Raw genomic sequence first — 11772 nt, forward strand, 5'->3', positions numbered from 1 at the left:
ATGCCTCTGCTGAAATCCTGGGTGGCCTCGGCCAATGATGCGAACCACCCGTTCCCGCTGAACAACCTGCCTTATGGTGTATTTTCCATTGATGGCGATGATCCGCGTTGTGGCGTTGCCATTGGCGACATGATCCTGGACATGCAGGCCGCCGAGGAGGCCGGGCTGGTCCAGCTGGGCGATGCGCCGCTGTTCGACGTGCCCTACTGGAACGACCTGATGGAGGAAGGCCCGGCCGTCTGGACCGCGCTGCGCGACCGTCTGACCGCGCTGCTGTCCGAAGGCGCTGCCGAGCAGACGAAGCTGGAGCCCCTGCTGGTTGCCGCTGCGGATGCCGAGCTGCACATGCCCTTTGCGGTCAGTGAATACACCGACTTCTACGCAGGCAAAAACCACGCCTTCAACGTCGGCACCATGTTCCGCGGCCCGGAAAACGCGCTGCCGCCGAACTGGCTGCATATACCGATCGGCTACAACGGGCGCGCGTCCTCAGTCGTTATTTCCGGCACCGATGTGCGCCGTCCCTGGGGCCAGCTGAAAGGCCCGAATGACGACACCCCCCGCTGGGACCCCTGTGCACGGTTCGACATTGAGCTGGAGATGGGCGCCATCGTGGGCACCCCGTCGGACGGCCCGATCACCGTGCAGGAAGCCGATGACAATATCTTTGGCTATGTGCTGCTGAACGACTGGTCCGCACGCGACATCCAGGCCTGGGAATACCAGCCGCTGGGGCCCTTCCAGGCCAAGGCAACCGCCAACACGATCTCCCCCTGGATCGTGACCAAACCGGCGCTGGAGCCGTTCCGCTGCGACACGCCGGAGCGCGAAGTGGAACTGCTGGACCACCTGAAGGACTGCGGTCCGATGCTCTATGACATCGACCTCGAAGTGACCCTGGCTCCGGAAGGTAAAGAAGCCACAACCATCGCGCGGACCAACTACAAGGAGATGTACTACTCCGCCGCGCAGCAGCTGGCGCACCATACCACTTCGGGCTGCCCGATGAACGCAGGCGACCTGTTGGGCTCCGGCACCATCTCCGGCCCCACCAAGGAAAGCCGCGGCTCGCTGCTGGAACTCAGCTGGGGCGGCAAGGAGCCGATGACGCTGGATACCGGCGAGGAACGCTCCTTTATCGCCGACGGCGACACGCTGACCCTGAAGGGCGCGGCCATGGGCGATGGCTATACGATCGGCTTCGGCGACTGCACCGGCACCGTGCTGCCCGCACTTGAAGACCCCTACGCAAGATAAGGAAGACCACCATGGCAAAGGCTTTTGCGTCCCAAGGGGACCTGACCGAAAAGAAGATCACCTTTGATGAGATCGGCGAAGGGCTTTATGCCTTCACCGCGGAGGGCGACCCGAACTCCGGCGTGATCATCGGCGATGACTCTGTGATGATCGTCGAGGCGCAGGCCACCCCGCGGCTGGCAAACAAGGTGATCGAATGCGTGCGTTCGGTGACCGACAAGCCGATCACCCATGTGGTTCTGACCCACTACCACGCTGTGCGGGTGCTGGGCGCCAGCGCATTCGGCGCGCAGCAGGTGATCATGTCCAACGCCGCCTATAACATGGTGCTGGAGCGCGGGCAGGAGGACTGGGACAGCGAGTTCCAGCGTTTCCCACGCCTGTTTGAAGGCCACGAAAGCATCCCGGGGCTGACCTATCCCACCACAACCTTCACCGATCAGATGACTGTCTTCCTCGGCAACCGCCGGGTCGACATCAAACAGATCGGCCGCGCCCACACCGCCGGCGACGCGGTGATCCATGTGCCGGATCAGAACGTGATGTTCACCGGCGACATCGTCGAATACCACTCGGCCTGCTACTGCGGTGACGGGCATTTTGCCGATTGGGGCCGGACGCTCGACAACATCAAAGCCTATGATGTGGACGCGATTGCGCCGGGCCGCGGCGATGCGCTGGTGGGCAAGGAGATGGTCAACGCCGCAATCGAAAACACCCGCGATTTTGTCGAAAGCACCTACCGCCCGGTTCAGCGCATCGCTGCACGCGGCGGGTCTCTGAAAGAAGCCTGGGACGCCGTGCGCGCGGAATGCGATCCGAAGTTCGCGGACTACGCGATCTACGAGCACTGCCTGCCCTTTAACGTCGCCCGGGCCTATGACGAGGCACGCGGCATAGCACACCCCCGCATCTGGACCGCCCAGCGCGATCTGGAAATGTGGGAGGCCCTGCAGGGCTGATTCTGCAACCGGGGCGCTTTGATCCAGATCGTATCGCCCCGGAAGAACCTGTGAGACGCTAAACCATCCTCCCGGCGTGCCCATGCCGGGAAACGGTGAAGCTGTGCCTGACGGCACCCGGAAATTGGGAGGAGACCTGATGAACAAGATCTTTGAAGTCCCGTTGTACCCCTATGCGCGCCACGCGGATCAGGATGCCGCGGCACCTGTGCGCCGCAAGGTGGTGGTGATCGGGGCAGGCCCTATCGGCCTGGCGGCCGCCATCGACCTGGCGCAAGCCGGAACCGAGGTGGTGGTGCTGGATGACAACGACAAGGTGAGCTTCGGCTCCCGCGCGATCTGCTTTGCCAAGCGGCCCTTGGAAATCCTCGACCGGCTCGGCTGCGGCCAGCCGATGGTAGACAAGGGCGTGCAGTGGAACGTCGGCAAGGTGTTCTTTGACGACCGTCAGGTCTATGACTTCAACCTGCTGCCGGAAGAGGGCCACAAGCGCCCCGCTTTCATTAATCTGCAGCAGTATTATTTCGAGGAATACCTGGTGAACCGGGTCCGCGAACTGCAGGAGCAGGGCGCGCCGATCGAAATCCGCGGCCGCAACAAGGTCTCGGCCATCGGCACCCATCCCGGCCATGTGACGCTGGAAGTCGACACGCCCGAAGGCCCCTACAATCTGGAGGCCGAGTGGCTGATCGCCTGCGACGGCGCAGGCTCCCCCACCCGGCAGATGCTGGGACTGGACTTTGTTGGCCGGGTTTTCGAGGACAATTTCCTGATCGCCGATGTGATCATGGAGGCGGATTTCCCGACCGAACGCTGGTTCTGGTTTGATCCGCCTTTCAACAAGGGGCAGTCGGCCCTGCTGCACAAGCAGCCGGATGGTGTCTGGCGCATTGACCTGCAGCTGGGCTGGGACATCGACAAGGAGCGCGAGAAGCGCCCCGAGAACGTGATCCCGCGGCTGCAGGCCATGCTGGGCGAAGACGTGAAGTTCGAGCTGGAGTGGGTCTCGATCTACACCTTCCAGTGCCGCCGGATGGAAAAGTTCCGCCATGGGCGGGTGCTGTTTGCGGGCGATGCCGCGCATCAGGTCTCACCGTTCGGCGCCCGCGGCGCCAACTCTGGCCTGCAGGACACGGACAACCTGTGCTGGAAGTTGCAAATGGTACTAGACGGCAAGGCGCCGGAAAGCCTGCTCGACAGCTATGACATCGAGCGCATCCATGGCGCCGACGAGAACATCCTGAACTCTTCGCGCTCGACCGATTTCATCACGCCCAAGTCGGAGATGAGCCGGGTGCTGCGCGACGCGATTCTGGACCTGTCCGAACAGTATGAATTCGCGCGTCCCTTGGTGAACTCCGGCCGGTTGTCGGTGCCGTGCACCTATGACGGCTCACCGCTGAATTCGGCGGACGCGCTGGACGGGCCAGAGCGCACCCGGCCCGGATCGCCCTGCCCCGACGTGCCGCTGGGCGACGGTTTTCTGCTGGACAAGCTTGGCGACAAATTTGTGCTGCTGACCATCGATGCCGATGCCCCCGAGGTGATCGAAGAAGCAGGCGTAGAGGTGACCCGGCTGGCGTTGTCCATCAAGGACGACAAGACACTGGCGCTGAAGGACCGCTACCTGGGCAAGCATGAGAGCGGTGTCTACCTGATCCGACCGGACCAGCATGTCGCCGCCCGCCGTCCCAGCTATGACGATAACCAGTTCCGGCACGCGATCCGCCGGGCCATCGGCAAGGAGTGATCAAGATGACCGAAGACCAACTGATCCTGGCCGCCAACCTCGAGCGCGCCGACGATTTCTATGCCGATCTGCTGGCCGCTCATGAGGACCTGAGCAAGGCGGAAAGCGACGCGCTGAACGCGCGCCTGGTGCTGGTGCTGGCCAACCACATTGGAAAACGCGCGATCCTGAAACAGGCGCTGGCGGCTGCCGCGCTCAAAACCGGGGAGGACTCCGCTTGAAAATCGAACAGATCCACCACGTCGCCTACCGTTGCAAAGACGCCAAGCAGACGGTGGAGTGGTACAACAAGATGCTGAACATGGACTTTGTCCTGGCGATTGCCGAAGACCATGTTCCCTCCACCCACGAACCCGATCCCTACATGCATATCTTCATGGATGCAGGCAACGGCAACGTGCTGGCCTTCTTCGAGCTGCCGACCAAGCCGGAAATGGACCGCGACCGCAACACGCCGGTCTGGGTGCAGCATATCGCCTTCAAGGTGAAGGACCGCGAAACCCTGATCCAGTTCAAGAACCATCTGGAGGCCAACGGCGTTGAGGTGCTGGGTGTTACCGACCACTCGATCTTCCACTCGATCTACTTCTTCGATCCGAACGGCCACCGGGTCGAGTTGGCCTGCCCCGACCCGGAAGAAGAGGCGCTGCTGCAAAAGCTCGACTCGGTAAAATGGGAAATGCTGGAGGAATGGTCCAAGACCAAGAAGGCACCCAAACATGCCGAATGGCTGCACGCCAAGGAATTGAACAAGGTCTGATTGGTTCAGGCCGCCAAGGCAGCCCGTGGGGCTGCCTTTACCGTAATGGAGGACGCCGATGGGCAGCACCATCCTTTATGATTACTGGCGCTCATCAGCCAGCTACCGGCTGCGCATCGCGCTGAACCTGGCCGGGATCGACTACGCCTCAGTCCCGGTTGATCTGGTCAAGGGCGAACACAAGAGCCCGGAACATCTGGCCCGCAATCCGCAAGGGTTCGTGCCGGTGCTTGAAATTGACGGGCTGCGCCTGACCCAGTCTTTGGCGATCCTCGATTACCTGGACGAAACCCGGGGTCTCGGCTTGCTGCCCAGTGATCCCGCTCAGCGTGCAAAAACACGGGCGCTGGCGCATTCCGTCGCGGTTGACGTGCATCCAGTCTGCAACCTGCAAGTTGCCAAACACGCCAGCGCGCTCAGCGGCGGCGCGGCGGATATGCCCAAGGCCTGGATGCAGCATTTCATCCGCCCCGGCCTGCAGGCGTTTGAAAGGCTGTTGGAAGGCTTCAACCAGACGCTGTATTGCACCGGAGACACCCCTGGCCTGGCCGACATCTGCCTAATGCCGCAGCTCTACAACGCCCGCCGCTGGGAAGCGGATTTTTCAGACCTGCCGCGAGTCTCAGCTGTGGAGGCGGCCTGCGCCGCCCACCCTGCCTTTGCCGCAGCCTTTCCCGTGCAGCCGGGCTGACCGGACAGGTCAGCCCTCCGCGTCACGAAGAGCGCAGCAGAACCTTGCTGGAATTCAGCGCCTGGGCGATCCGCTGGTAGTGCAGTGCCACATCGTTGTTGCCCTCCGCCGAGCGCAAAAGAACCGTTGTGGTGTCTTCCAGAATTGCCAGCGCCTTGGCGTTGGTTTCAGCCACGGTTTCCTGCTTCACCGCCGCAACCGGGCGGCGCTTGGTCTCGCTGTCTGATGGCACAGTGATCTGCAGCCGGGGCTGGCTGTAGTCACGGTTCTGCCGCGACAGGCTGGCCAGCTGAGCCGAGGCGGTGGCCAGTGCCTCACGCGCAGCGGCATATTCACCGTGAGCCGGCAGCTTCTTAACCAATGCCTGCAGTTCCTTGGCCAGACAGTCCGTCCTGTAAGCCGTGCCAACGGCTTCACAGGCTGCCGACGAGATACTGATTTGCGCGACCACAGCGCTGGTCACCGAGTTTGTGACAGACGCCGGGCCGAACGCTGCAGCCGTGCTGCTGCTTCTGACGCCATCCGCTTCTGCCGCATCACCGCCCGTTTCGCCAATGCCGCTCCCGCTGACACCAGTATTGCCAGACCCGCCGAAATTCGAAGCCGACGGGGCTCCCCGGACCTGCGCCTTGTGCAAATATGGCGCGGCGCCTTTCTGCAGCACTGGCCTGCTGGACACTGCAGCGGCTTCAGCCAGTCCTGGCACCAGAAACAGTGCAGCGAACAAGGGCACAGACCTGGCCATATGATACTTTTTTTCGCTCATTGAACCCTCAATTCGTTGTCTTTCACAAGCATAATCCATTGCTGGCAAACTAGGTTGCCGACCTGAAAAGACGCACTGGAAACAGCGCCTCCTACATCGGTGCGGGACCACCGGAAAGACCGATAATGTGATCTGATGTCAGTTCTGTCACTCCGAGAAGAAGGATTTCGAAGTCGAGCAGGTTCTCACTGCTGTCATATGCCAAAATAAGCAGACCGTCGGCATGATCATCGATGTCGATGAAAATGTCATAAAATGTGCTTCCATTGGACGGTGTCAGATCAAATCCGCCATCATCAAGAAACACGCCGATATATGCGTCATTCAAGGTGAGGGAACTGAAGTCGATCTGATCCTGAGCTCCGTCGAAATCCGTGACCACATCCCGCTGCCCGTCGCCAGCCAGGCTGTGATCGAAATTGTTGAAGACGAAAACATCTGCATCCGCGCCGCCAGTCAGAGTATCGGACCCGAGGCCGCCACCCAGAGAGTCCGCTCCGGCACCGCCCTGCAGAAGATCATCACCGTCGTAGCCGAGCAGCGTGTCGGAGTCCGCGCCGCCCTGCAGTGTGTCGTTGCCGGAACCGCCTGTCAGCGTGTCACTGCCGGAACCGCCCACCAGCACGTCGTCGCCACTGTTGCCCCGCAGATCGTCCGCTCCGCTGCCGCCACCCAGAGAGTCCGCTCCGGCACCGCCCTGCAGAAGATCATCACCGTCGTGGCCGAGCAGCGTGTCGGCGTCCGCGCCGCCCTGCAGAGTGTCGTTACCGGATCCGCCTGTGAGCGTGTCGCTGCCGGAACCGCCCACCAGCACGTCGTCGCCACTGCTGCCCCGCAGATCGTCAGCTCCGCTGCCGCCACCCAGAGAGTCCGCTCCGGCACCGCCCTGCAGAAGATCATCACCATCGTAGCCGAGCAGCGTGTCGGCATCTTCATTGCCCTGAAGCGTGTCGTTGCCCGAACCGCCTGTCAGCGTGTCGCTGCCAGAACCGCCCACCAGCACGTCATCGCCACTGCTGCCCCGCAGGTCGTCCGCTCCGCTGCCACCACCCAGAGAGTCCGCTCCGGCACCGCCCTGCAGAAGATCATCACCGTCGTAGCCGAGCAGCGTGTCGGCGTCTTCATCGCCCTGAAGCGTGTCGTTGCCGGAACCGCCTATCAGCGTGTCGCTACCGGTACCGCCATGCAGGAAGTCTGCACCACCGCCAGCTTGCAGCGAGTCATTCCCTTCATTGCCGGAAAGTGTATCCGCATCTTCACCGCCCGACATTACGTCTGCGCCGGCACCGCCTTCAAGAATGTCTGCACCTGCGCCACCGTACACTCTGTCGTTACCCGAACCGCCGGAAAGCACATCAGCGCCTTCCCCGCCGAACAAGGTGTCCGCGCCATCCCCGCCCTCTAGCCTGTCAGATCCGTCTCCACCAATCACTTCATCATTGCCAGCCCCCCCGGCCAGGGTATCGTCTCCGATGCCGCCATAGAGAGTATCGTCGCCGCTGTAGCCCCAAATCAGGTCGGCTCCGGACAGGCCGTTCATCGTATCGCTCGAATCCGAACCGTAAAATGTGTCGGAACCGCCATAGAAAAGCAGCAGAAACTCCTCAGATGTTATGTTCGGGTCCGCCACGACGGTATTGGCATCAAGTGACAGGCCGGTAACAGAATAAGTAAGCTCCGTAACGCTGTAGGGCTGGTACTGATAGTAGGACTCAATTGTGCCGGTCATCGAGAAACTGTTATTCGGGCCAACTATCAGCTGGAATGCCGAACCTGCCGCAGCTCTGTATTCTGCGCGAAAGCCGTCTGCGCCTGTAAAAATGATACTGCTGCTTGTCACCAGAAATTCTGCCTGAATTTCCGTACCGACATCAAAGGGCTCATAAAAGGTGATCGTCGCCATGGCGGCCTCATCAAGTTTTCGCGGGTGTATCAATCACGGCCCGGGGCAACCCGCTGCTGACCAGACCTTTGGCTTTGGGAAAATGAGCAGGCAGGTGTCCCGCCATGCCTCGCCACGCTAGCCCAAGTTACACGCCATCTCCAGACCATTGCCGGCAGGATTTTTTTACTGCCGACCAAAGATGCAAAAATGGCACCAGCGTACTTCCCTGCAATCCCGCCACTTGGCCGCGCCAACCTGCAAGCGGCAATGCAAGCAAACAAGTTTCCGGTCTGCCGTTCCGGAATGCGCCTCCAGCCCCCGGCAACCACCTGGCTCCGGGCCCTGCGATACCACACAAAGTATTGCACGACAGCGTAACAGCAACCTTTCGGCATTTGTTTCTGCTACTGACTGCTTCGGCCCGCCGCTGGAAGGATGGATTCTCCAGCATATGCCAAACACCTGCTGATGCCGCCAGAACGGCAATAGCACTCCAATCCGTGCCAACTATAGAACATTACGGGCTGGACTGGGCAGAGGCGGTCAGACTTGCCATCAGCATTGACTTTTTACCGGGCTTTTCCAGCGCCGCAACTGTTCCCAGTTACCAGGACAGGGTCCAGAAACCCAAATCTTTTGACAGGTTTGAGCAGCCCAGCACCGGATTTCCGGCAGCCAGTTCGTTCATACAGCAACAATCCAAGCAACGAGCAAACACATTGCAGCCGACTGCGGCGCATGTCCAGGCGCGGGGCGCATTCAGTTCAATAGTGCTGCCGCTTCTGTCACCCGTTCTTCAGACAAGGGCTTGGTAAGGAACTTGCGGATCAAGGGGAACTTGGCCGCTCGTTCAAGGTCAGCCGGATTGACCGTCGTGCTGACAATCACAATAACGGGTACCGGATCCAGGCTTTCTATCTGTGCACTGCATTGTTCCAGGAACTCGAAACCGGTGACCGGCGGCATGTTGATATCCAGGAAAATCAGCTCCGGAGGCCGCCCGACGTTCTCAATATGCTGCATTGCAGCCGCGGGCCCTTCGAACAGCTCCACTGTTTCAAACAGCTGCGATTTACCAAGAGAGCGCTTCGCGAATTTCCGGTCCATTCTGTCATCGTCAATGACATAGGCAGTGCCGCCGCATCTATTCACTTTTTTTCTCCTGCAGTTTCAAATCAGCACTAAAGCATGAGCCCTGTCCGGCTTCGGACTCAACCGTGATCACAGTGCCGTGGTTCTCTGCCACCCTCTTGCACAGGGCCAGCCCGATGCCAGAACCGGGGTGCTGCTCGTACCGGTGCAGGCGTTTGAACAATTCAAAGATACGCTGCTGCATTTCCACCGGAATACCTGGCCCGCGATCGGCAACAAACAGGCGCACCCGGCCTGATGACTCTGCCGGTCCGCAGCCGACGCTGACCTCAGCTGCCTGCCCCTCTTTCCTGTATTTCAGCGCATTTGCCAGAAGGTTGGTCAGCAGAACCCGGATTTGGAAGGGGCTTCCCATAATCACAGGCAGTTCGCCCACGTGTATCTTGGCCTGAGCGCTAACGACCAGACTGTCAATGTCCTGAAGGATTTGCTGCACCATCTCCTGCAGGTTCACTGCTTCAGGTGTAAACTGATGACCGACTACCCTTGAGTAATCCAGCACATCGTCCACCAGCTGCCGCATCCTCTGCGCTGTCCCGGTAAGATCCCTGATGATTCCAGCCGCGTCAGGCGGCAGTTCGCCTTCAAAATCCTCCAGCAGAACATCCAGAAAACAATGTATCGTGTTGATCGGTGTTTTCAGGTCGTGAGACAGTGCGTATGTGAAATTGGACTGGTCCTGATTGGTTTGAATCAGCTGCCTGTTTTTGCATTCCAACTCCTCTGCGCGGAATTGAATCTCTGCTGTCCTCTTCTGCACCTCTGCATCCAACTCATCCCTCTGGCGGGCCAGTTCAAAGGTGATGTCGCGCAGTTCTTCCTCAACCCGGCGCCGTTCCGCGACTTCTTTTCTCAATTTGGCAGTGCCGCTGACGTACCCGCGCAGCGCCATGTCATAAACTGCCATCCCTTCCAGAAAGAAATCCTCTGCCCGGTCAAGGCACAGCCCCGATCCGCCCGGCGCCTGCAAGCGCTCCCTCAGTCCCGAAAAATGGAAAAGCCCAAAGTCGGACAATGTCACATTGGCCGCCAGGGCAAGGCGGGCTGCTTCATATGCCGCCTCCAGCTGCCTGGCATCGCCGCTGTCCATATACGCAGCCATGGCAGTGGAATAGCGGCGGGCCGCCGCCATCATGGCGTCTTGCGTGCGGGAGGCGTCCACACTGCTCATTCCACCCTCCCGCAGTGAGCAGCAATCAGGATTGTCCGGTCATCATTTTCCCTGCCAAATTCATCTAGACAAGATGACGCCCACTCTTGAGGCGGGACTTGAATAAAGGGCAACGCGTTCCGGAATTGCCGGGAGATCCCGTCAGACGCAAGGATCAGAACGTGCTGCCTAGGAAATTTTTGCGACTGACAGTAAATGCCAGGGAAATGCACGCCCAAGGTGCCTCCCTTCTGCATAACCGCGCTGCTGTCCGTGCTGACAGTCTGCATCCGGCAGATTATACCTTCCACATCCCCAACAGCGGCCCATTCGACAGTCTCGTGACCCGGGTCGATCAGCGCCACAGCCAGCGCCGCTCCCCGAGAGCCCTGCAACCGCGCATGGGCGGCCGTGAACAACTCCGCGATCCCTCCGACAGGTCCTGCTGCCAGTTCCGCCAGACAGGCGTTTGCCGCGTCCCGTGCATGCGGGCCGCTGCCGACGCCATCTGCCAAGGCAACCAGCAGCCTTCCGCCTGCCCGTCTGAGCAGATATCCGTCGCCGCAAACGGTGCATCCCGCCTTGGAGGCCTGGGCTACTGCCCAATCAATCCGGGATCTGCCTGTGCCGAATGCAATACTGCCGCCTGCTGCATTTACCGCCATTTCGCCACCGTCACAATGAGCCCGCGCCCAGGCTCTGAGCGGATCTCGAAATCATCAACGATCCGCCGTGTGCCCGGCAGGCCCAGACCGAGACTGTTCCCGGTTGAATACCCGTCCTGCATAGCCAGCTCGACATCTTCCACCCCGGGCCCCCGGTCCCGCGCTGCCACCTTAATCCCGAACCGAGTACCGCTGGCGATAGTGCACAGCTCGATCTCACCTTCGTCGGCATATTTCACAATGTTGCGTGCAAGTTCTGAAACTGCAGTTGCGATCAAGGCTTGATCAGGCCTGCTGAATCCGATCTCCACAGCCAGCCTGCGTGCCAGCTGGCGCGCTGCCACGACATCGCTGTCGCAGGATACTGGCTGCAGCACGGCAGAAGGCTCCATCACGGGCACATTCATGACCTGTCCCGCAAGATTTCCATTCCGTGGTCCAGGTTCAGCGCCGTAGGAACACTCTCCAGGTTGAGCCCAAGGAGCACCATTGCCATGGCAATTTCCGGCCGGATGCCAACAATTGCAATCCTCGCACCGCGCAGGGAAACAGATGCTGCGATATCACTCAGCATCCTCGTGCTGAAACTGTCGATGACATCCAGAAGACTGACGTCCAGAATAACTTTGGACGCCGCACGGCGGGACACTTCGGTCAGGATTCTGTGCTGCATTTCCTGCATATCACTGTCTGACAGTTCTTCCTGAACCGCCACGATCAGCATGTCTTCCTGA

13 protein-coding genes are annotated in these 11772 nt (G+C 60.3%); 6 read left to right on the forward strand and 7 right to left on the reverse strand.

Annotated elements, in window-relative coordinates; all coding sequences use genetic code 11:
- From fahA to maiA, 6 genes are all read left to right on the forward strand, one after another.
- Window positions 1–1257, forward strand: a complete 1257-nt coding sequence (gene fahA / locus N6L27_RS12675; protein ID WP_271907641.1) for a fumarylacetoacetase — start codon at window positions 1–3, stop codon at window positions 1255–1257.
- Window positions 1258–1268: 11 nt separating this feature from the next.
- Complete coding sequence (locus N6L27_RS12680; protein WP_039186842.1) at window positions 1269–2219, forward strand: MBL fold metallo-hydrolase; 951 nt, start codon at window positions 1269–1271, stop codon at window positions 2217–2219.
- A 139-nt stretch (window positions 2220–2358) separates the two neighbouring features.
- On the forward strand, window positions 2359–3969 hold the full coding sequence (locus N6L27_RS12685) for an FAD-dependent oxidoreductase (RefSeq protein WP_271907642.1): 1611 nt from the start codon (window positions 2359–2361) through the stop codon (window positions 3967–3969).
- Window positions 3970–3974: 5 nt separating this feature from the next.
- Window positions 3975–4190: a DUF2783 domain-containing protein gene (locus tag N6L27_RS12690; RefSeq protein ID WP_271907643.1), complete on the forward strand. Its 216-nt coding sequence runs from the start codon at window positions 3975–3977 to the stop codon at window positions 4188–4190.
- On the forward strand, window positions 4187–4729 hold the full coding sequence (locus N6L27_RS12695; protein ID WP_271907645.1) for a VOC family protein: 543 nt from the start codon (window positions 4187–4189) through the stop codon (window positions 4727–4729). The genes N6L27_RS12690 and N6L27_RS12695 overlap by 4 nt, the downstream gene beginning before the upstream one ends.
- A 58-nt stretch (window positions 4730–4787) precedes the next feature.
- On the forward strand, window positions 4788–5420 hold the full coding sequence (gene maiA / locus N6L27_RS12700; RefSeq protein ID WP_271907646.1) for a maleylacetoacetate isomerase: 633 nt from the start codon (window positions 4788–4790) through the stop codon (window positions 5418–5420).
- Window positions 5421–5442: 22 nt separating this feature from the next.
- Here maiA and N6L27_RS12705 read toward each other — a convergent pair whose 3' ends face one another.
- The 7 genes from N6L27_RS12705 to N6L27_RS12730 all read right to left on the reverse strand — a co-directional run bounded on the left by N6L27_RS12705 (window position 5443) and on the right by N6L27_RS12730 (window position 11762).
- Window positions 5443–6186, reverse strand: coding sequence for a hypothetical protein (locus N6L27_RS12705; protein WP_271907647.1), 744 nt, complete (start codon window positions 6184–6186; stop codon window positions 5443–5445).
- Between the two features lie 91 nt (window positions 6187–6277).
- Window positions 6278–8089, reverse strand: a complete 1812-nt coding sequence (locus N6L27_RS12710; protein ID WP_271907648.1) for a calcium-binding protein — start codon at window positions 8087–8089, stop codon at window positions 6278–6280.
- Window positions 8090–8830: 741 nt separating this feature from the next.
- Complete coding sequence (locus tag N6L27_RS12715) at window positions 8831–9223, reverse strand: response regulator (protein ID WP_271907649.1); 393 nt, start codon at window positions 9221–9223, stop codon at window positions 8831–8833.
- Window positions 9216–10244: a sensor histidine kinase gene (locus N6L27_RS12720; protein WP_271907650.1), complete on the reverse strand. Its 1029-nt coding sequence runs from the start codon at window positions 10242–10244 to the stop codon at window positions 9216–9218. The genes N6L27_RS12715 and N6L27_RS12720 overlap by 8 nt, the downstream gene beginning before the upstream one ends.
- 146 nt (window positions 10245–10390) lie before the next feature.
- Window positions 10391–11038 carry a SpoIIE family protein phosphatase gene (locus tag N6L27_RS23290; RefSeq protein WP_442915773.1) on the reverse strand — a complete coding sequence of 216 codons (648 nt, stop codon included), beginning with the start codon at window positions 11036–11038 and terminating at the stop codon, window positions 10391–10393.
- Window positions 11029–11430, reverse strand: coding sequence for an anti-sigma regulatory factor (locus N6L27_RS12725; protein WP_271907651.1), 402 nt, complete (start codon window positions 11428–11430; stop codon window positions 11029–11031). The genes N6L27_RS23290 and N6L27_RS12725 overlap by 10 nt, the downstream gene beginning before the upstream one ends.
- 11 nt (window positions 11431–11441) lie before the next feature.
- Entirely contained in the window at window positions 11442–11762 is a 321-nt protein-coding gene (locus N6L27_RS12730; RefSeq protein WP_271907652.1) for an STAS domain-containing protein, read from the reverse strand.
- Between the last annotated feature and the right edge of the window lie 10 nt (window positions 11763–11772).

The sequence above is a fragment of the Leisingera sp. SS27 genome, assembly GCF_028368855.1.
In the GTDB taxonomy this organism is placed as follows: Bacteria; Pseudomonadota; Alphaproteobacteria; order Rhodobacterales; family Rhodobacteraceae; genus Leisingera.

What these genes read in the sequence shown, in the direction of transcription:
- fahA (WP_271907641.1), top strand. Translation starts at nt 1, where the DNA reads ATGCCTCTGCTGAAATCCTGGGTGGCCTCGGCCAATGATGCGAACCAC.
- N6L27_RS12680 (WP_039186842.1), top strand. Translation starts at nt 1,269, where the DNA reads ATGGCAAAGGCTTTTGCGTCCCAAGGGGACCTGACCGAAAAGAAGATC.
- N6L27_RS12685 (WP_271907642.1), top strand. Translation starts at nt 2,359, where the DNA reads ATGAACAAGATCTTTGAAGTCCCGTTGTACCCCTATGCGCGCCACGCG.
- N6L27_RS12690 (WP_271907643.1), top strand. Translation starts at nt 3,975, where the DNA reads ATGACCGAAGACCAACTGATCCTGGCCGCCAACCTCGAGCGCGCCGAC.
- maiA (WP_271907646.1), top strand. Translation starts at nt 4,788, where the DNA reads ATGGGCAGCACCATCCTTTATGATTACTGGCGCTCATCAGCCAGCTAC.
- N6L27_RS12705 (WP_271907647.1), bottom strand. Translation starts at nt 6,186, where the DNA reads ATGAGCGAAAAAAAGTATCATATGGCCAGGTCTGTGCCCTTGTTCGCT.
- N6L27_RS12710 (WP_271907648.1), bottom strand. Translation starts at nt 8,089, where the DNA reads ATGGCGACGATCACCTTTTATGAGCCCTTTGATGTCGGTACGGAAATT.
- N6L27_RS23290 (WP_442915773.1), bottom strand. Translation starts at nt 11,038, where the DNA reads ATGGCGGTAAATGCAGCAGGCGGCAGTATTGCATTCGGCACAGGCAGA.
- N6L27_RS12725 (WP_271907651.1), bottom strand. Translation starts at nt 11,430, where the DNA reads ATGGAGCCTTCTGCCGTGCTGCAGCCAGTATCCTGCGACAGCGATGTC.
- N6L27_RS12730 (WP_271907652.1), bottom strand. Translation starts at nt 11,762, where the DNA reads ATGCTGATCGTGGCGGTTCAGGAAGAACTGTCAGACAGTGATATGCAG.